Raw genomic sequence first — 17,010 nt, forward strand, 5'->3', positions numbered from 1 at the left:
ACACAAAAGCGTGCAGAATGACTTCACTCTGCACGCTTTGTCATGAGTTAGTCCAATATCCCGTGAACGGGACCGAGCGGCATCGGGACCGGCCGTTCACAACGGCTCTGCATGATATAATGCTTGCCTTCATCAGCCGCATCATGGAACCCGTGCATGGCTTCGAGCACATGATACGCGAGCTCGCCGCCGGCGCGGTTCGCACGGCCGTTGATCACGGCATATGCCATGTCCAGCACACCCAGACCGCGGCTGTTCTCCGTATAGCCGTGCATGAGCGGAATCTCGCTCCAGTCCCTATGATCGTGGCGTTTTATACGAATGGGGCCGCCGAAGGTGTTCGGATCGGGAACGCTGAGCGTACCCTGGCTTCCATAGATTTCAATCCGCGGAACCTGCGCTCCGCCGAACGCGTCGAACGAGGTGGTGATCGTTCCGATCACGCCGCTGTGAAAATCCATCACCCCGGCCACATGCGTCGGCGTCTCCACCTTTACCGTTTGGCCGAATTTGGGTTGGCTTGTGATCGTCCGCTCAGGATAGGAGATTCGCGTAGAGCCCGTCACTCTGCGGATCGGCCCCAGCATGGCGACCAACGCCGTCAAGTAGTAGGGCCCCATATCAAACATCGGTCCGCCGCCCTTGGCATAGTAAAACTCCGGATCGGGATGCCAATGCTCATGGCCGCGGCCGATCATAAACGCCGAGGCCGCTACGGGCGTGCCGATCCATCCGTCATCAAGCAGCTTGATGCAGGTTTGAATGCCGCCTCCAAGGAAGGTATCCGGCGCACTGCCGATCAGCCTGCACTTCTCCTTGGCTTTGGCCAGAATCGCTTGGCCCTCCTCCCGCGTAACGGCGAGCGGTTTCTCCACATACACATGCTTTCCGGCGTCCAGTGCCTGAAGGCACACTTCCGCATGCGCGGCGGGGATCGTCAAATTAATCACGATATCGATTTCCGCATCTGCCAGCAGCTCGGACACCGAACACGCCTTGGGTACGCCGTGTTCTTCAGCGCTTGCCCGGGCGCGCGCCACATTCAAATCCGCGCAGGCGGCTACCTCCAGGACGGGATACGCTTTGCAATTTTGAAAATAAATGCTGCTAATTTTACCGCAGCCGATCATGCCCACTTTCAGCTTTTGCATAGGAAATGTCCCTCCAGAGACGCGATGCTAGAATAAATTCTCCCCGGCCACGCCCGTTTGATAGGCGGCCAGCCCTTTGCCTTCCAAAGAAGTCCCCTGCGCATCATTTCTTTCACAGGAGGCATCTCCACGATATCGGCTTGATGTCCAAGAGAGCAGTAGAATACCCGGCCTACCCCCCAGCGTTTCGTCCAAACCACAGGCATATCGACCGCTTTGTTCAGCGAATGAGGCCCCGGCACCACCGGAAAACGTGTCGTAGCCAGCACTTCCACCGCCGGATCGACGTGGAGGTAGTACTGCTCGCTCTTGACCGTAAAATCGTCGATCCCTTCGAGCAGCGGGCTCGAACTGTTTTTGATGTTGACCGTATATTCCACGCCGTCGCCGCCCGGATGAGAAACCCAATTGCCTCCGGTCATAAATTGCCAGTGCACGCTCTTACGGAATGAATCGTACATGCCGCCATGGCATCCGGCGATCCCTACGCCGCTTTGAACCGCCGCCGAAACGTTCTTAACCAGCTCTTCGCCGATTTCGCCCATCGTCCATACGGGCACGATCAGGTCCAGCGCCATGAGCTTTTGCGCATCGGCGAAAGCTTCCAGCTTATCGGATACTTCGACCTCATAGCCGCTGCCCTCCAGGATGCCCCGAAAAATAGCCGCCACCTGCTCCGGCTGATGACCGGGCCATCCGCCCCATACGATCAACGCTTGTTTCATGGCCGTCACTCCTTCGTCATACTTCGTCTACTTGAACCCACCGGCGCTCTGCAATGGATAAATCGACCGCTTCGAGCACCTGCTGGCATTTGACGCCGTCATGAAAATTCGGAACCGGCTGGCGGTCCTCCGCAAGCGCCTGCATCAGCTCAACCGTTTCATGAATGAACGTGTGCTCGTAACCGATCGTATGGCCCGGCGGCCACCAGGCTTCGGAGTAGGCGTGGGAAGGATCGGTCGCCAGCACCCGCCGGAAGCCCTGAACATCCTCCGCGTCTTTGGTAAAATAGACCAGCAGTTCATTCATCCGTTCGAAATCAAACTTAACGCTGCCCTTGCTGCCGTTGATCTCAAACGCGTTGGTGCAGCGGTGCCCCGGGGCAAAGCGCGTTGCCTCGAAGCTTGCGAGCGCGCCGCCGGCGAAACGGGCAAGGAACAGCGTCGCATCATCCACCGTTACCGGACCGCGGGGAGCATCCCTGCCGCCCTTGGCGCTGAGCCCGGTCATCATGCTCGGCAGCGGACGTTCCCGGATGAAGGTCTCGCTCATGCCGATCACTTCCTTCATTTCACCGACAAGAAAATGCGCCAAATCAATCAAATGCGCACCCAAATCGCCGTGTGAGCCGGAACCGGCAACCTCCTTTTGCAGCCTCCATACGAGCGGGAAATCGGGATCTACGATCCAATCCTGCAAAAACCAGGCGCGGAAATGATAAATATGCCCGAGCCGCCCTTCCTGAATCAGCTTTTTGGCCAGCAGCACCGCCGGAGTGAATCGATAGTTGAAGCCGATCATATGCTTCACGCCCGCCGCCTCGACCGCCTGCAGCATTTCGCGGGAATCCTTGAGCGTCAGCGCCAGCGGCTTCTCGCAGAACACATGCTTGCCGCCGGCCGCGGCGGCAAGCGCAATGGCTTTGTGCGCATCGCTGGGTGCGTTGATATCGATCAAGTCGATATCGTCCCGCTTTACGAGCTCCCGCCAATCGGTCGTATAGCTCTCCCAGCCAAACTGCTCCGCCGCCTGCGCTACCCCGTCAGCGTCACGGCCGCAGATCGCCTTCATCACCGGTTTAGCCGTCTTCGGAAAAAACATCGGCAAATCACGATAGGCATGGCTGTGTGCCTTGCCCATAAATTTGTAACCGACCATCCCCACTCGAACCTGCTCCATTCTAAATTCCGCCTCCTCCATAAGTGCTGATTCTCTTCTTGGCAGCTTAAGATTTTTTCCTGCAGGATTGACGAATAATGAGCTTCGTCTCCAGCTTCAGCTGAAAGGCATCCAAGCCGGCATCTGCCTCCGGTCCCCCTGCCGAGCGAAGCAGCAGGTTTTTCGCCGCAAGCCGTCCCATCTCATAGAACGGTACGGCTACGCTGGTGAGCGGCGGATCCGTCATACGGGCAGCATCGGAATCGTCATAGCCAATGACGGCAAGATCTTTGCCCGGTATGCATCCCAACTCCCGCAACCCCTGCATGAGGCCTACCGCCATCCGGTCGTTCGAAACGAATACCGCATCGATCCGGCCGAGATGACGATATATTTCTGCCGCCGCCTTATACCCGCTGGTGCGGCTGTAATTGCCCTCATAATACCAATGCGGCGGAATGCCGTCGCGGACCCCCGCTTCTGTGCCGGGCTCCAGAAGCCCCGCTTCCCGCAGCGCTCTGGCATACCCGCGCAGCCGGTCGCCGCTGTTGGAGAAGGGCGGCGGCCCGTTGAGCATAGCAATCCCGCGGTACCCCGAATCCAGCAGATGACGAACGGCGAGATAGCTCCCCGTCTCGTGATCGGCATCGACCTCATTATAACGTTCCCCGGCATAATGCTGGTTGACCAGGCAGAACGGGAACCCGCCCTCTTCCAATTTCTTGAGCTCCGCCCGTTCGCCAGGCGTATCCATGGCCCCCAGAATGATGCAGGCATCCACTTTCTGCGAACGGAACATTCGGGTGTAATCGCTTTCTTCTCCCGGCGACCGGAACATCAACAGCATGTCATACCCAGACTCCTTGACCTGCGCTCCGATCCCGCTTAAAACTTCGGAGAAATAATAGGTAGAAAAAATATGGACCTTCGGTACATAAGGAAGGACCACACCCAGATTCCCGCTTCGGCGGCGGGCAAAGCTCTGGGCAATCGCGTTCGGATGGTAGTTAAGCTCCCTGGCCGCCAGGAGCACCCTCTGCTTCGTTTCCTCCTTCATCGGGCCAACGCCGTTAAGCACACGGGAAACCGTCGCTTCGGATACTCCCGCCAACGCCGCGACTTCCTTTCGGGTTACGATTCCAGCCACCTCCTCCAGCCTATACCATATATAAAATGTACACGCGTTCATTATCTCTTGGTATAAACTTCCTGTCAACCCTCTGTGACTCCGCCCGCCTGAAAAACAAAAAAAAGACGACCCTTTAGAGCCGTCCGTATGCTTTCGAGTAGTGATATATTCTTCTGTATATACGTTTGTCCTTGAGCTTCTTGAAAATGAACGGATCCGGGGCCGTATTTACCTCCAGAATCCAGGGATAAAGCTTCCGATCCAACGCCACGTCGAGCCCCAGCTCCTTAATCCCCGCATATCTCGTCTTCATTTGCTCGGCCACTGAGAGACCGAGCCGCTTCAAGCCCTGAAATAACCCCCTGCGCCTCGCAGCTCCCGTATGCCCCTTCAGGAGCGTTTCGAATGGCAGAAGCGTGCCTCCGTTATGCACATTGGTCACCACCTTGCGCTTAGCCGCTACCCGGCCGATGATTCCCGTTGTCACCCAGCGTTTGGATGGACTTTGCTGAACCATGACCCGCAGGTCGAAGCGCCGGTTGTTGTATTTCAGCAGATGAATCCCTTTTTGAATCAGATATTTCCGTTTTCCTATCAGCTTTTTGATGGAATTGTACATTGCCTCGTAGCTGTTAAACGTTCTGACCCTCGTTCCCGCTTGATAACGGTACCGGATTCCCCCCGGACCCGAATCTCGTTCTACGCGCATGACGCCGTTTCCATAAGTCCCGTTGTCCGGTTTAACATACACCATTCCGTATTGATACAGCATATCCTGAAGAGAGTTTCGCGTTATCACTCTCGTATCGGGAATATGCTTAGCAATGGAACGATTAGGCAGCAGCGCCTTGGTTTTGGCCCATTTGCTTACAATGTATCTCTGGTTATTCCGTTTGCCCATGTCATCCACCTTTCTTTTCCTTAGCCGAAGAGCCCGGTCGGCCCGACGGAAGCAGACTCCTAAACCCAACATATTGTATGCCCTCAGGCATCCATTGGATAAAGGCAGCAGCCTAACCAAAGTAAAGATCAGCTCACAGCGCCTGACGGAAAACGGCAAGCCCCTCTTCCGGTCTAACCGACCGAAAAAGGGGCTTATGGATTGAAGCGTTAGGGGGCCATCTCCAAAAACTTGAGATTCGGGTTTTTCTCCATCGCCGTGCGCAGCGCATATTCGTTCTCGAACAAGGCCACGTAGTTCTCCTTCTTGTCTTTCACCAGCTGCGAATTGATCCGGAATTTCCCGGGGTCGATCTCGTCTCCGACAAGCCAGCGGGCAAACTGATAGCTCATCCGCGAAAGCTGCACCTCAACCCCGTACTCCGCCTTCATGCGGTACTCGAACACTTCAAACTGAAGCTGACCGACGACACCCAGAATCATGTCCTCGAATCCGATCGTTTTGAACACCTGGATCGTGCCTTCCTCCGTCAGCTGATCGACGCCTTTCTGAAACTGCTTATGCTTGAGCGCATTTTTTACCGTCACCTTGGAGAACAGCTCCGGCGAGAAGGTCGGCAGCTCGTCAAACTCCAGCCCCCCGCCTTGACATAGGGTATCTCCGATGCGGAAGATGCCCGGGTCAAACAGTCCGATAATGTCCCCAGGATAGGCGTCTTCCACAATATCGCGGTCCTGCGCCAAAAACTGCTGCGGCTGCGCCAGCTTGATATCTTTACCTACACGCACGTGCTTCACCGACATGCCGCGTTCGAATTTGCCGGAGCAAATCCGCAGGAAAGCGATTCGGTCACGGTGTGCCGGGTTCATATTGGCCTGAATTTTAAAAATATATCCGGAAAATTTCTCATTAAGCGGATCAACCAAGCCTGCCGTGCTTTTGCGCGGTGTTGGCGAAGGCGCGAGCTGCAGGAAGTTCTCAAGGAAGGTTTGCACGCCGAAATTGTTGATCGCGCTGCCGAAGAACACAGGCGTCAGCTCGCCCGCACGGATTTTTTCGTAATCGAATTCGTCACCGGCCACATCGAGCAGCTCCAAATCCTGTACGAGCTGATCATAGAAATACTCTCCCGCAATTTCTTTTACGACCGGGTCATCATATCCGCTTACCTTGCGCACGCTGATTTCTTTATGGTCGTCGCCCTGAAACAGCTCCACCTGGGTCAGCTTCCGGTCATACACGCCGCAAAACTGCTTGCCCATGCCGATCGGCCAGTTCATCGGATACGAGCGGATGCCGAGCACCTGCTCCAGCTCTTCAAGCAAGTCGAACGGATTTTGTCCCTCGCGGTCCAATTTGTTGATAAAGGTAAAAATCGGAATGCCCCGCTGGCGGCACACCTGGAACAGCTTCTTCGTCTGGGCCTCGACCCCTTTGGCCGAGTCAATCAGCATGACTGCGCTATCGGCCGCGGTTAAGGTGCGGTACGTATCCTCGCTAAAATCCTGGTGACCAGGCGTATCGAGAATATTCACCCGATGGCCGTTATAATCGAACTGCATGACACTGGAGGTAACCGAAATTCCTCTCTGTTTCTCGATTTCCATCCAGTCGCTTGTCGCGTGACGGTTCGCTTTTCGCCCTTTTACCGTACCGGCCAGCCGGATGGCTCCTCCGAACAGCAGCAGCTTTTCGGTCAGCGTCGTTTTCCCCGCGTCAGGGTGAGATATAATGGCGAACGTGCGGCGTTTTTGTACCTCTTCTTGCAATTTACCGGTTGTGCCGATACTCATGATCTATTCCAGTTCCTTCCTTGTCATTTCGTCAGTTTCAACCTGCCCTTTTAAACCAGCTTCACCGTCCAGTCCGCTTCCTTGATCCAGGTGCGGTTGCTGAACTCCCTGCCGCGCAGTCTCACTCGGTCTTTATACACCTGCACGTACAGTCCTTGCGACTTCTCCTTGTCGACATGCTGATAGCTTTTATTCAGCACACGGCCGACGGAGGAATTATGAAAGTAGTGAAAGCCTTCTTGAACGTAATGCTCCCCCGTACCTTGAAAATCGTGATGGCGATGTCCGCAAAAAACGAACACGTTCTTGTAGGGCTTCACCAGCTCGCGGAATTTGTTCGCACGAATCAATTGATGCGAACGGCCGTCCTGGCCTGCCGGCGGCAGCGGCTGATGAGTCATGATGAAGACCGGCTTGCCGTCCTTATGCTCAGCCAGCCGCTGCTCCAGCCAGGCCAGCTGCTCGTCGGAGTACCACGCTCCTTCGCCGACCTCCGGTTTTTCCTGAACATAGGTTTCCTGCGAAAGCAAGATCAGATGGTGACCCTTTACCCAATCGTCGTGGTACGGCTTCTGCAAGCCGAAAAACTTCTGAAACCGCTCGCGGGATTGCCAATCCGTCTTGCCGTTAGGCATCGTAGCCGGATTGAACGCCCCTTTGCGGTCAATCCAAATGTCGTAGTAATCATGGTTGCCCATGTTCGCATACACCGTAGGCAGCGGATAGGCCGACAGAATCTTGCGCAGCTCCTGATATTCCTTTTCCATACCATATTCCGTCAAATCACCTGTGATTACAACAGCCTCCACAGGCATGCCGAACTGCTTCATATCCTCTATCGCGTCTTTCAGCTTCTTTATGGTGCTTGGGACCTCCGGTGAAATGTGCAGATCGCTCAAAATCATATAAGAAAACTGCGCAGCGTTAGGATCGCTTTCCGGAAGCATAGCATCGGGCTCCAATACACTCGCCGCCTTTTGCAGCGTAATGGGCTGAGTCGGAGGGCGCTGCGAATCAATCGCTTTCTGGAGCAGCTTCACGAGTGCCGTAGTCGCCGCACCGATCATAAAGAGCAAAGCGATCATCCAACGTATAAAACTGCGTCTTGACATGGCAAGAATCCCCCTGTGTTGCGCAACAGCTTACTCTCCATCATAACATATTTCCCGGTCCAAAAAAAAGAAGTCGAATCCTGTCCACCCATAAAAATAACAAGAGCAAAACCAGGCTCGCCCGGTTTTGCTCTTCATTTTTATCAACCTGCAGCTTAACGCTGCGTCGTTACCCATTCGACTTCGCCCTCATCCTGTCCGTTCACCGGCCACCAGCGGAAGCCATCCTCCGCCACGAGCTGTTGTCCGCGCTCGGGACCCCACGTTCCGGCCGGATACAAGTGCAGGTCTTCCGTACGTTCTCCCCAAGCCGAAGCGATCTTATCCACGTACTTCCAGGCAAGCGCCACTTCGTCCCACCGTGTGAAATAGGTCGAATCTCCGCGCGCCGCATCGTACAGAAGCCGCTCATAAGCCTCGGGCGTATTCAGGCCCACCTCGCAGCTCTGGCAGAAATCCATGGCTACAGGAATAATCGCACCTTCCGAACCCGGCTGCTTCGCATTCACTTTGAAATAGATGCCTTCAAGCGGATTTACGCGGAACACCAGCAGATTGGGTTCCAGCTTGTGCTTACGGGACAAGTATACGCTGTTCGGCACATTCTTGAACTCGACAACCACTTCCGTCGTTTTGACTGGAAGTCTCTTGCCTGTACGGATGTAGAAGGGAACGCCCGCCCAGCGGAAATTATCGACGAACACCCGGGCTGCAAAATAAGTCTCGGTCGTCGATTCCGGATTAACCGAATCCTCTTCGCGGTAGCCGGGCACCTGCCGCCCTTTGACCGTGCCCGCCACATATTGTCCGCGAACCGTGTTCGCGCGCACCTCCGCCGCCGATTGGAAGCCGCGCAGGCTGCGGAATACCTTCACCTTCTCATCCCGGATATCCTCGGGATGCATCCGGCTTGGCGGTTCCATCGCCATAATGGCCAGCATCTGAAGCATATGATTTTGCCCCATATCCCGGAGCGCGCCGGAACGATCGTAGTACCCTCCGCGCTCTTCCACGCCAACGGTTTCGCTCAACGTAATTTGAATATTGGAGATGTACTTATTGTTCCACAGCGGCTCAAAAAAAGTGTTCGCAAAGCGCACCACGTTGATGTTCTGCACCATTTCCTTGCCAAGGTAATGGTCGATCCGGTAGATATCCTTTTCCTCGAACACCTGGCGGATCTCTGCGTTCAGCTTCTCCGCCGACGACAGGTCGTAGCCGAAAGGCTTCTCGATGACAAGGCGGTGCCAGCCGCCCGATTCCAGCAATCCGCCTGCCTGTAAATGATGCGAGACGCTGCCGAACAGCTCAGGCGCCAATGCCAGATAGAACAGGCGGTTGCCCCCGATGCCGAACTTGTCGTCTAAACGGTCGGTCAACTCACGAAGACGGCGAAAACCTTCCACATCATTGATATCCAATGACATATATTCAAAATGATCGGCGAACGAATCCCACTGCTCGTCCTTGGTTACGTTGTAACGGGCGAACTCTTTAATGGATTCATGCACATCGTCCCGGAACTGCTCGTTTGAACGCGAACGGCGCGCCAATCCAATGACGGCAAAATCATCGCCCAGCTTCCGTTCGCGGTATAAGCTGTAAAACGCCGGAAATAACTTGCGGCGGGCCAAATCCCCGGTCGCGCCAAAAATGATAAACACAGCACTCGTCATGGTTCCCTCATTCTTTCTATATGTAGTGTTTTGAAATATCTGTTACTCAATATCCTATAGCATAACCAAAACCGGAGTGAGATTCAACATAGGCTTTTTTCCTGAAATTGGGCGGATTCCATAAGGCATTCGTCTAGGACGGCGCCACAAACGCCCGCATAGTCTGAAGTATAGGCATGCATCGACGGAGGTGATTTCGCGTGACACCGATCCATCCTATTTCTGAAAAAGTCTGCAAAGCTTTTTACGGCAAACCCGTGTGCGTGATTCTGAAGAACGGCGCGCAGTTTATCGGAACATTGAGCCGATGGGAGAAAGGAAAGCTGATTTTAAACGACGAGCCGGCGGTAAAGCTGCAGAGCAAAACAAAAAAGAGCAGAGCCGGGAAAGGGAGAACAGGCTCCAAAGCCAGTAAGGCTGCCGGTGTACGGACGGCTGCAGTCCCTGCGCCCCTGCCCCAGGTTCCCCCTTTCGGCGGCAGTCGAATGGAGTTCATCCCCTCCAGGATCGCGTGGCTGCTTGCTCTCATCTGAGAGCAAGCCGGCAGTAACAAAAAAACGTCCGGTGAGGACGTTTTTTTGTTACACGGACTTCATCAACAAATAACACCGCAACCGATGATCGTAATATACCGCCTCATAGCCATGCTTTATATAGAAGCGCTGCGCTTGCACATTGGCTTCGTCAACCCAGAGTACGACTTCCCGCAGCCCGTGTTCCCTCGCCGTTCGCTCAGCCTGGCGCATCAACCGCGTACCGATACCGCGACCCTGATAGTTGGGGTCGACCGCCAGCATATCAATCGCCAGCCGGTCTCTCTCAAGCTTCAGAGCAATAAACCCCGCAGTCTTGTTTCCCGCAGCGGCATACACAAAGGTTATGCACGATTTGAGCCGATTCCTGATCGTGTTCCGGCTCAGACGAAGCCCAGGCAGCGTCTGCCGGGCGAATGGCAGCAGGAGCCTTTCCACCAGCCCGAAGATCGCAGCGTCATCCCGCTTTGGAACACGCTTTCGAAGCATGAGATGCCCGCCTTTCCTACGCATAAAGTAAGTACTTTATCGTATGAAACGCAGCAGCGGAAGGTTAATCCATTTCACACAAAAACCGATATAAAGGTTATATTACTTCATATATTTTTTGGCGACGAACGCCATAAAGCCCGCGCAAATGATCAAAACACCCGCAATAACGATCCATTGAATCCAGTTCATGATTCGGAACAAGCTCCTATGTGTAAGTTAAGGTTGATAAACCATCATACTGTAGAAGCTGTCGAGGTGTCAAGAAAAACCATTTTACGGAAAAAGTGAAGTGCAATTATAATGATCCTAAGCATCTGAAGCGAATGTGAGGCGAACGGCAATGACCGATCCCATTCAACGTATGTCCCGTTCTTACCGAATCCATACCCAGTGGTATGATTGGGAGCATAACCCGGATAGGCAAACGGGAGGTTTGCCTTCCCCCAAACCTATTCCCGCCATACCTGCGGCGGACGAGCTTAACGTGCAGTATGAGTTTGACCGGTTTGCCCAAATGGTCGCAGAACAACTGGCTGCCGTTTTATCGGCCGCCGAAACCTTGAAGCCGACGGCCGAGACGCTAAAGGATGCATCGGCCGGTTCCGTATTAAGCAGGCGAACGGCAGAATGGGCGCCTGGGCCGGCATTAAGCGCCAAGGTGACCGATAACGCCCGGATATACAGCTATCTGATCCGGCTGGACAGCGTGGCGCGAATGCAAAGAAACATCGGATTCGCACAGAAACGCACGGAAATTTCCCCCTTGGCCGGAAGCCTGTGCGAATTTGAGTTGAGCTCCTGCACCGGTCACACCCGGCGGTTGTCTGTTGCTTTCGGACCCACTGATACCAACGAACAGGCGCTCCGAAGAATCCGCCGTGCCGTGAACGATGCTGAAGCAGGGGTAACCGTACTGCTTATCCGTGACCGCCGGGAAAATAAGCTGACGCTGGAACTGAGAGCGGAGCACACTGGGGCAAGCGGCGCTTTCAGCTTAACGGACGTCCGGGGCGAGGCTGTCGCCCTCACAGGTATTGACCGTATGGTGCAGGCCGCGGAGAATGCCGTCTATACCATTAATGAGGGTACATTGGTCAGCTCCACCTCCAATGAGGTGAAGCTGGATGAAGGGCGTCTGACGCTGATGCTGAAAGAGGCCTCGGCCGAATCTGTTATCCTCTCCGTGTATCCGGATGCAGCGGCCATCAAGAAGCGGTTTGCCGAAGTCATTGCCCGTTACAATCAGTTGATTGCCGCGCTGCAAGAGGCTGCAGAGGTGCTGAATCCCGACATAAGCCGCGACCTGCTTGAAGGTATGCCTCAGCATGTTCTTGAAGAGCTTGGCATCCTGAAGCAAGCGGATGACACATTGCAGCTGGATGAAGAGAAGCTGGTTGCGCAAATCCGCTTCCGGTTCGATATGGTGGCGGCACGGTTGACGGAAAGCAGCGGGCTCATCGATCATATATGCCATGCCGCAAACCAACTGACCACATCTTCACCGGAAACCTTGTTGAATAAACAAAACGGCGCCTACCGCGCCTTGATGAATTACGCTTATGGTCCCGACAAAAGGCTTCGCTCTTATCTGCCCGTTCCCATTACCGGATATCTGTTGAATTTTTATTCCTAGACAGCCGGTTGGCTATGGCCTATTCAGTCCGGAAGCCGGTTCCGCCACGGAGGGCAGCTCTCCGACAATCCGGTCCACTGCCTGAAGCACCTTATCCGCCGGACTGCCCTGGCTCAAGGCGTCGTGCAGACCGATCTGCAGAACCGATGAAATATCGGCATAATGGGCGGCTTTGGGCCGGAAATGCGAATTGGCCAAGACGGCCGGTATATCCCGGTAAAAGGGATTGAAGGCGAGCACTTCAGGGTCCTCAAAGGTTCGTTTCATAACCGGTATCCTCGAGTGCTCGAGGGCGATCTGCTTTTGCGCTTCTTCGCCGATCAGAAATTTGAGAAAGGCAACCGCCGCCGCCTTACGGGATTCGGAGATGCGGGCGTTCATTCCCAGGCTCGAGCCGCCGATGCTTGAGCCTTCTGTCGTCCCGTGCGGGCCGACAGGCAGAGGGGCAATTCCGATCCGGCCCTTGACTTTCGAGTCCTCCCGGTTGGATAGCCCCCATACGATCGGGCCGCTTCGCAGGAATGCGGCTCTCCCATCAAGGAACCAGTCTCTGGAATCCCCTTCTTTAAAATCCAATACCTCTTTAGGAGCAATGCCTTCCCGAATCAGCCGCTGCATATACTGCAAAGCTTCCACCGATTCCCGGCTGTACAGCTGAGGGCGGTCGCTTCGCTCGCCAAGCCGGCCGCCGTTATTCCATACGCTTTCCAGAAAATTTACGGTTAAGCCCTCATAGGCATTGGCTTGGAACACATATCCGTGTTCCACAAGCCCTGTGCGCTTCAGCATTTCCGCTTGCGCGATTAAGTCGTCCCAGGTAGCCGGGGGGCGCCGGTCCAACGATTCCAGCAGGTCCTTGCGGTAAAACAGCAGACCTGTATCGGCATACCAGGGCAGCGCATACATCCGGCCGCGGGAATAAACGCCCTCCAAAGGCTTAGGGAGCATGCCCTTCAATTCATTAGCCGGGAAATATTCGTCCAAGGGGGCCAGCCAGCCGGCGGAAGCGAACTCTTCAATCCATATGACATCCAGTGCGAACAAATCGGTATCCGTGGATCCGCTAACCAATTGATTGACGTATTCATTGTGCATCACATCGGAAATAGGCGGAAGAATAACCGTTTTGACTCGGATATCCGGGCGCTGCTTCATAAACGCCTCCGCCATTTTTTGCGCCGTCCCTGTTCCTGTTTCCAGAGAAGAGAACGTGATGGTCACCGGTTCCCTCGGAACAGGCTGAGGCTCGGGCGCATCCTTCGATTGGCAGGCTGCTGCAAACACCAGCGGCAATGCCATCAGCAGGAGAATATGCCTATTTCGCCTGACGCTCCGCCGCCATCCGGTCATAGGGCCTGTTCCTCCCTGATCGGGAGGACGGCATACTCGGACTTGTGCACATGCTGCTCCCGCCAATCCTTCGGCGTCATCCCGCTGTATTCTTTAAAGCAGCGGGTAAAATATTTATAGTCCGAAAAGCCGATCTCGCTTGCGATCTCATATATTTTTTTATGCGTATGCTTCAGCTGCTCCTTGGTCCATTCCATTTTCTGCTCCATCATGTATTCCAAGAATGTTTTTCCGACAGCCTGCTTGAACAAAGCGCTGAAGTGGCTTCGGCTCAGATGCACATGGTCGGCGACGTCGCTCATTTTCACTTCATCATGCAGATGCTGCTGTATATAGGCAAGCGCCTTTTGAATTTCAGGACGCAGGGAGTTCAAGCCGGAGGAACCCTCCGCCTCCTGCTCCCACACAGCCAGCTCGCTTGAGACTAACTGTTTCACCTGCGACAGCTTCCCCATCTGCTGCAGCTCTTGAACGGCGGTTGCAGGCAGGGAAGGCTGATGCTTATGCCTTGCGAACCGGATCATCCCGATCATGGAAGACGCCATTTCCTTTACGGCGGCCGAGGAAACCCCCGGCCTCCACCTTTTCGTCAGCTGTTCGAACAGAGCTCGGGCCTCCGGCACCGCATTCCTGACCAGCGCCTCAACCCAAAGCTGCTTATCCTCTCCGGTAAACAAGACGCCCGATGCCTCCTGCAAAGCCGCAGAACCTTCAATCATATAGAAGGTCTTCACGCCTTCATCGTAAAAATAAGCTTCCTGTCCCCGCTTGGCCTGTTCAAAAGCCGGTTTGGCCTGACTGATGGAACTGAAGGGCGGAGCTGCCCCGATAAACAGCTCCTCTCTCCTGCAGCCGAACAGCTGAAGCAGGCGGCCGGACCAAATCTGCACCTTATGCTGCACCTCCAAGGCGGAAAGCGCCGATGGAAACCAAAGCAAAACGACCATATACGGCTCCGCGTCCAGCGTGCAGAACAGCTCCGTTTCCTCCGGGAACCGTTCCTCCAGCCGAAGGCAGTTCGTATATAGAGGCTGGGTATGTGCGGGAGCCCATGGGCGTGCGGCCAGCAGCAGGAAGCACTCGTTTTCCGTTCGATGAGCTTCTTTCACCGCGACGGACGGCTCCTTCGCCCCCACATTCTCTCCTCCGGCCAGAATCATCCGAAGCTCGGCCTGCCTCTCCAGCCGCTTGCTTTGCTCGATCTGTCTGAGCAGCTCATCCACACTTTTGCGTTCCGCGAGTTTGGCTTGCACCTTGCTTAACGTCCGATCCACCTCTTGATCATCCATCGTCGTTTTCACCAAGTAATCGACCGCACCGAGGCTGATCGCCTCCTTGGCATATTCAAAATCATTATGACAACTCAAGATAACCGGAATGGTCTCCGGATACTGCTTCCGGAGCTCCTTAAGCAGCGTCAGCCCGTCCATTTGCGGCATCCGGATATCCGTGATAACAACGTCAGGCCGCAGAAGCTCCATCGCCTCAAGCGCTTTCATGCCGTTAGAAAAATCCCCTGCCACCTGCATGCCGTATTGCGCCCACGGAATAGTTGAAGCAAGCCCGCGACGCACCAATACTTCATCATCGACAATGATCACTTTCCACATCCGTTATCCCTCCCGAATCGGCAGACTGAGAAGCACTTTCGTTCCCTGGCCTACCTCGCTCATGATGCTGATGCCATAAGGACTTCCGTATAAGCGCTTGATTTTCTCCGCTACGTTAGGAATGCCGATTCCGCTGAACTTCCCTGCAAAATCACTTTCGCTGTGCAGCAGCTGCTCCACCTCTTCCGGCGTCATGCCGATCCCATCGTCCGTCACCGAGAGCAGAAGCGTGGTTCCGGACATTTTCGCTTCGATCCAGATATGCCCGGTTCCATCCTCCAGGCCATGGAAAATACTGTTTTCGACCAACGGCTGCAGGATCAGCCGCGGTACGATACATCTTCCCGCTTCCGGATCAATTTGATAATCGACGGCAAGCCCCTGGCCGAAACGGTACTGCTGAATCAGAATGTAATTGTGCAAATCCTCCAGTTCCTCGGTCAGCGTCACAAACGGGCCCTTCTTGCCGAGACTGGATTGGAGCAGCTTGATCAGCGCGGCAAGCAGTTCCTTGATCTGCGGAACGCCGTGCATGACGGCAAGCCATTGGACCGAATTCAGCGTATTGTATAAAAAGTGGGGATTGATCTGGTACTGCAACGCTTTCAGCTCGGCGTCCTTCTTGGCGCCTTCCTCTTCCTTCACCCGGTTTAACAGCGCGCAGATCGTGTCCAGCATTTCATTATAAGAGCTGCTCAACTCCCCGATTTCGTCATTGCCAAGCACTTGCACCCGGTTTTGAAACGAACCCGTTTTCGTGTTCCGGATCGCATTGCGCAGCAGACGCAGCGGCTTGAGCACGTGCTTGGAAAAAGCCAGCGCGAGCAGCAGACCCAAGAGCCCTGCCGCCGCCGTGATGGTAAGCGTGACGCCCCTGGCTTCCCTCGATGATGAGAATAGCTGCTCATAGGGAATACTGGCTGCGATCGTCCAGCCGGTTACCGGGGAGACACGGCGAATGGCCAGCTCGTCGGAAGTAGGGTTCAGCACATCCTCGTGACCGAGAACGGCTTTTCCGGCCAGATCGATTAAACCGACCTTTTGCCCCGCATACCCTATTCCCGTTTCGAATTCTCCAAGCAGCACGTCTGCGGACATGTGAACGAAAACCCATTCATGGTTCGCCCCCTGAGACGGGATCGGATAGAACAGATTGATGCTTTTGGGACCTTGCATCCGCAGCTTGTAATAATTGGCCGTATGCGGCGCTACAAAAACGCCGGGCTTGCTTTGAAGCACCTCCGGCCACCAGGGCTGATCTGCCAAACGGTCCGGCAGCAGGTCCGTATCCGTACCTGAGCGAACCTTGATCTTCCGGTCTGCGTCGGCAGACAGCAAATAAATACCGCGAATATAGGGCCGGCTTCCCTTTTGCGCATTCAAGAAGTAACGGATATCCAGTTCCTCTTTATACCGCTTTTGCAATTGGTCCACGCTGCTGCTCGCGCCCGTATCCTGGGGCTTTTGCAGCCATTGGACGATGGAACGGTCGAGCACGATCACCTTGGCTATGGAGATCAAATCGAGCATGTACGTGTCTACATTGCTGCTGATTTGCTGCAATGAGGCTTGGGCGGAAGCCGTCGTTTGCCGCTCGATGCTGCTTTCGAATTTATGGTAAGCGAAAATATTGACGATCGTCAGCGGAACAACCGCCAGCACCAAAAAAGAAAGGACCAATCGCGCGCGGATTTTTAAATGAAAGGTCCACCGCATTGATCTCACCACGTTTCCGGTAGGTTCATCTTG

At 54.8% G+C, this 17,010-nt stretch carries 14 protein-coding genes; 2 read left to right on the top strand and 12 right to left on the bottom strand.

Annotation, left to right across the window (positions count from 1 at the left end):
• Window positions 1-47: 47 nt before the first annotated feature.
• The 8 genes from IJ22_RS16660 to zwf form a co-directional block, all read right to left on the bottom strand.
• The gene (locus IJ22_RS16660; protein ID WP_062409625.1) at window positions 48-1,151 is read right to left on the bottom strand and encodes a Gfo/Idh/MocA family protein; all 1,104 of its coding nucleotides are present in this window, start codon (window positions 1,149-1,151) and stop codon (window positions 48-50) included.
• Window positions 1,139-1,876: a ThuA domain-containing protein gene (locus IJ22_RS16665; protein ID WP_062409626.1), complete on the bottom strand. Its 738-nt coding sequence runs from the start codon at window positions 1,874-1,876 to the stop codon at window positions 1,139-1,141. Before IJ22_RS16665 ends, IJ22_RS16660 begins: the two co-directional genes overlap by 13 nt.
• 16 nt (window positions 1,877-1,892) lie before the next feature.
• Window positions 1,893-3,053 (bottom strand): Gfo/Idh/MocA family protein, encoded by a 1,161-nt coding sequence (locus IJ22_RS16670; RefSeq protein ID WP_062409627.1) that lies wholly within the window; start codon window positions 3,051-3,053, stop codon window positions 1,893-1,895.
• A 46-nt stretch (window positions 3,054-3,099) separates the two neighbouring features.
• Window positions 3,100-4,170, bottom strand: a complete 1,071-nt coding sequence (locus tag IJ22_RS16675; protein ID WP_062411032.1) for a LacI family DNA-binding transcriptional regulator — start codon at window positions 4,168-4,170, stop codon at window positions 3,100-3,102.
• A gap of 124 nt (window positions 4,171-4,294) precedes the next feature.
• Entirely contained in the window at window positions 4,295-5,062 is a 768-nt protein-coding gene (locus IJ22_RS16680; RefSeq protein ID WP_062409628.1) for a YheC/YheD family protein, read from the bottom strand.
• A 209-nt stretch (window positions 5,063-5,271) separates the two neighbouring features.
• Complete coding sequence (locus IJ22_RS16685) at window positions 5,272-6,855, bottom strand: peptide chain release factor 3 (protein ID WP_062409629.1); 1,584 nt, start codon at window positions 6,853-6,855, stop codon at window positions 5,272-5,274.
• Between the two features lie 50 nt (window positions 6,856-6,905).
• Window positions 6,906-7,967 (bottom strand): metallophosphoesterase family protein, encoded by a 1,062-nt coding sequence (locus tag IJ22_RS16690; protein WP_062409630.1) that lies wholly within the window; start codon window positions 7,965-7,967, stop codon window positions 6,906-6,908.
• Between the two features lie 155 nt (window positions 7,968-8,122).
• Complete coding sequence (gene zwf / locus IJ22_RS16695; protein ID WP_062409631.1) at window positions 8,123-9,643, bottom strand: glucose-6-phosphate dehydrogenase; 1,521 nt, start codon at window positions 9,641-9,643, stop codon at window positions 8,123-8,125.
• A gap of 200 nt (window positions 9,644-9,843) precedes the next feature.
• Between zwf and IJ22_RS16700 the strand changes: the two genes are divergently transcribed.
• Window positions 9,844-10,176 carry a hypothetical protein gene (locus tag IJ22_RS16700; protein WP_062409632.1) on the top strand — a complete coding sequence of 111 codons (333 nt, stop codon included), beginning with the start codon at window positions 9,844-9,846 and terminating at the stop codon, window positions 10,174-10,176.
• Window positions 10,177-10,224: 48 nt separating this feature from the next.
• Here the strand turns inward: IJ22_RS16700 and IJ22_RS16705 are convergent, their stop codons facing one another.
• Complete coding sequence (locus IJ22_RS16705) at window positions 10,225-10,665, bottom strand: GNAT family N-acetyltransferase (RefSeq protein ID WP_054818861.1); 441 nt, start codon at window positions 10,663-10,665, stop codon at window positions 10,225-10,227.
• 343 nt (window positions 10,666-11,008) lie between these two features.
• Between IJ22_RS16705 and fliD the strand changes: the two genes are divergently transcribed.
• Entirely contained in the window at window positions 11,009-12,301 is a 1,293-nt protein-coding gene (gene fliD, locus IJ22_RS16710; protein ID WP_062409633.1) for a flagellar filament capping protein FliD, read from the top strand.
• A 12-nt stretch (window positions 12,302-12,313) separates the two neighbouring features.
• Here fliD and IJ22_RS16715 read toward each other — a convergent pair whose 3' ends face one another.
• From IJ22_RS16715 to IJ22_RS16725, 3 genes are read right to left on the bottom strand one after another with little or no spacing between them, the layout of a single operon-like run.
• On the bottom strand, window positions 12,314-13,651 hold the full coding sequence (locus tag IJ22_RS16715) for an ABC transporter substrate-binding protein (RefSeq protein WP_062409634.1): 1,338 nt from the start codon (window positions 13,649-13,651) through the stop codon (window positions 12,314-12,316).
• On the bottom strand, window positions 13,648-15,261 hold the full coding sequence (locus IJ22_RS16720) for a response regulator (protein ID WP_062409635.1): 1,614 nt from the start codon (window positions 15,259-15,261) through the stop codon (window positions 13,648-13,650). Before IJ22_RS16720 ends, IJ22_RS16715 begins: the two co-directional genes overlap by 4 nt.
• A gap of 3 nt (window positions 15,262-15,264) precedes the next feature.
• Entirely contained in the window at window positions 15,265-16,977 is a 1,713-nt protein-coding gene (locus IJ22_RS16725) for a cache domain-containing sensor histidine kinase (protein WP_062409636.1), read from the bottom strand.
• Window positions 16,978-17,010 lie beyond the last annotated feature (33 nt).

The organism is Paenibacillus naphthalenovorans, assembly GCF_001465255.1.
GTDB classification, from domain to species: domain Bacteria; phylum Bacillota; class Bacilli; order Paenibacillales; family NBRC-103111; genus Paenibacillus_G; species Paenibacillus_G naphthalenovorans.

Excerpts from the sequence above, each read along its gene's own strand:
- IJ22_RS16660 (WP_062409625.1), bottom strand. The coding sequence starts at position 1,151 with ATGCAAAAGCTGAAAGTGGGCATGATCGGCTGCGGTAAAATTAGCAGC.
- IJ22_RS16665 (WP_062409626.1), bottom strand. The coding sequence starts at position 1,876 with ATGAAACAAGCGTTGATCGTATGGGGCGGATGGCCCGGTCATCAGCCG.
- IJ22_RS16670 (WP_062409627.1), bottom strand. The coding sequence starts at position 3,053 with ATGGAGCAGGTTCGAGTGGGGATGGTCGGTTACAAATTTATGGGCAAG.
- IJ22_RS16680 (WP_062409628.1), bottom strand. The coding sequence starts at position 5,062 with ATGGGCAAACGGAATAACCAGAGATACATTGTAAGCAAATGGGCCAAA.
- IJ22_RS16685 (WP_062409629.1), bottom strand. The coding sequence starts at position 6,855 with ATGAGTATCGGCACAACCGGTAAATTGCAAGAAGAGGTACAAAAACGC.
- IJ22_RS16690 (WP_062409630.1), bottom strand. The coding sequence starts at position 7,967 with ATGTCAAGACGCAGTTTTATACGTTGGATGATCGCTTTGCTCTTTATG.
- zwf (WP_062409631.1), bottom strand. The coding sequence starts at position 9,643 with ATGACGAGTGCTGTGTTTATCATTTTTGGCGCGACCGGGGATTTGGCC.
- IJ22_RS16705 (WP_054818861.1), bottom strand. The coding sequence starts at position 10,665 with ATGCTTCGAAAGCGTGTTCCAAAGCGGGATGACGCTGCGATCTTCGGG.
- fliD (WP_062409633.1), top strand. The coding sequence starts at position 11,009 with ATGACCGATCCCATTCAACGTATGTCCCGTTCTTACCGAATCCATACC.
- IJ22_RS16715 (WP_062409634.1), bottom strand. The coding sequence starts at position 13,651 with ATGACCGGATGGCGGCGGAGCGTCAGGCGAAATAGGCATATTCTCCTG.
- IJ22_RS16720 (WP_062409635.1), bottom strand. The coding sequence starts at position 15,261 with ATGTGGAAAGTGATCATTGTCGATGATGAAGTATTGGTGCGTCGCGGG.
- IJ22_RS16725 (WP_062409636.1), bottom strand. The coding sequence starts at position 16,977 with ATGCGGTGGACCTTTCATTTAAAAATCCGCGCGCGATTGGTCCTTTCT.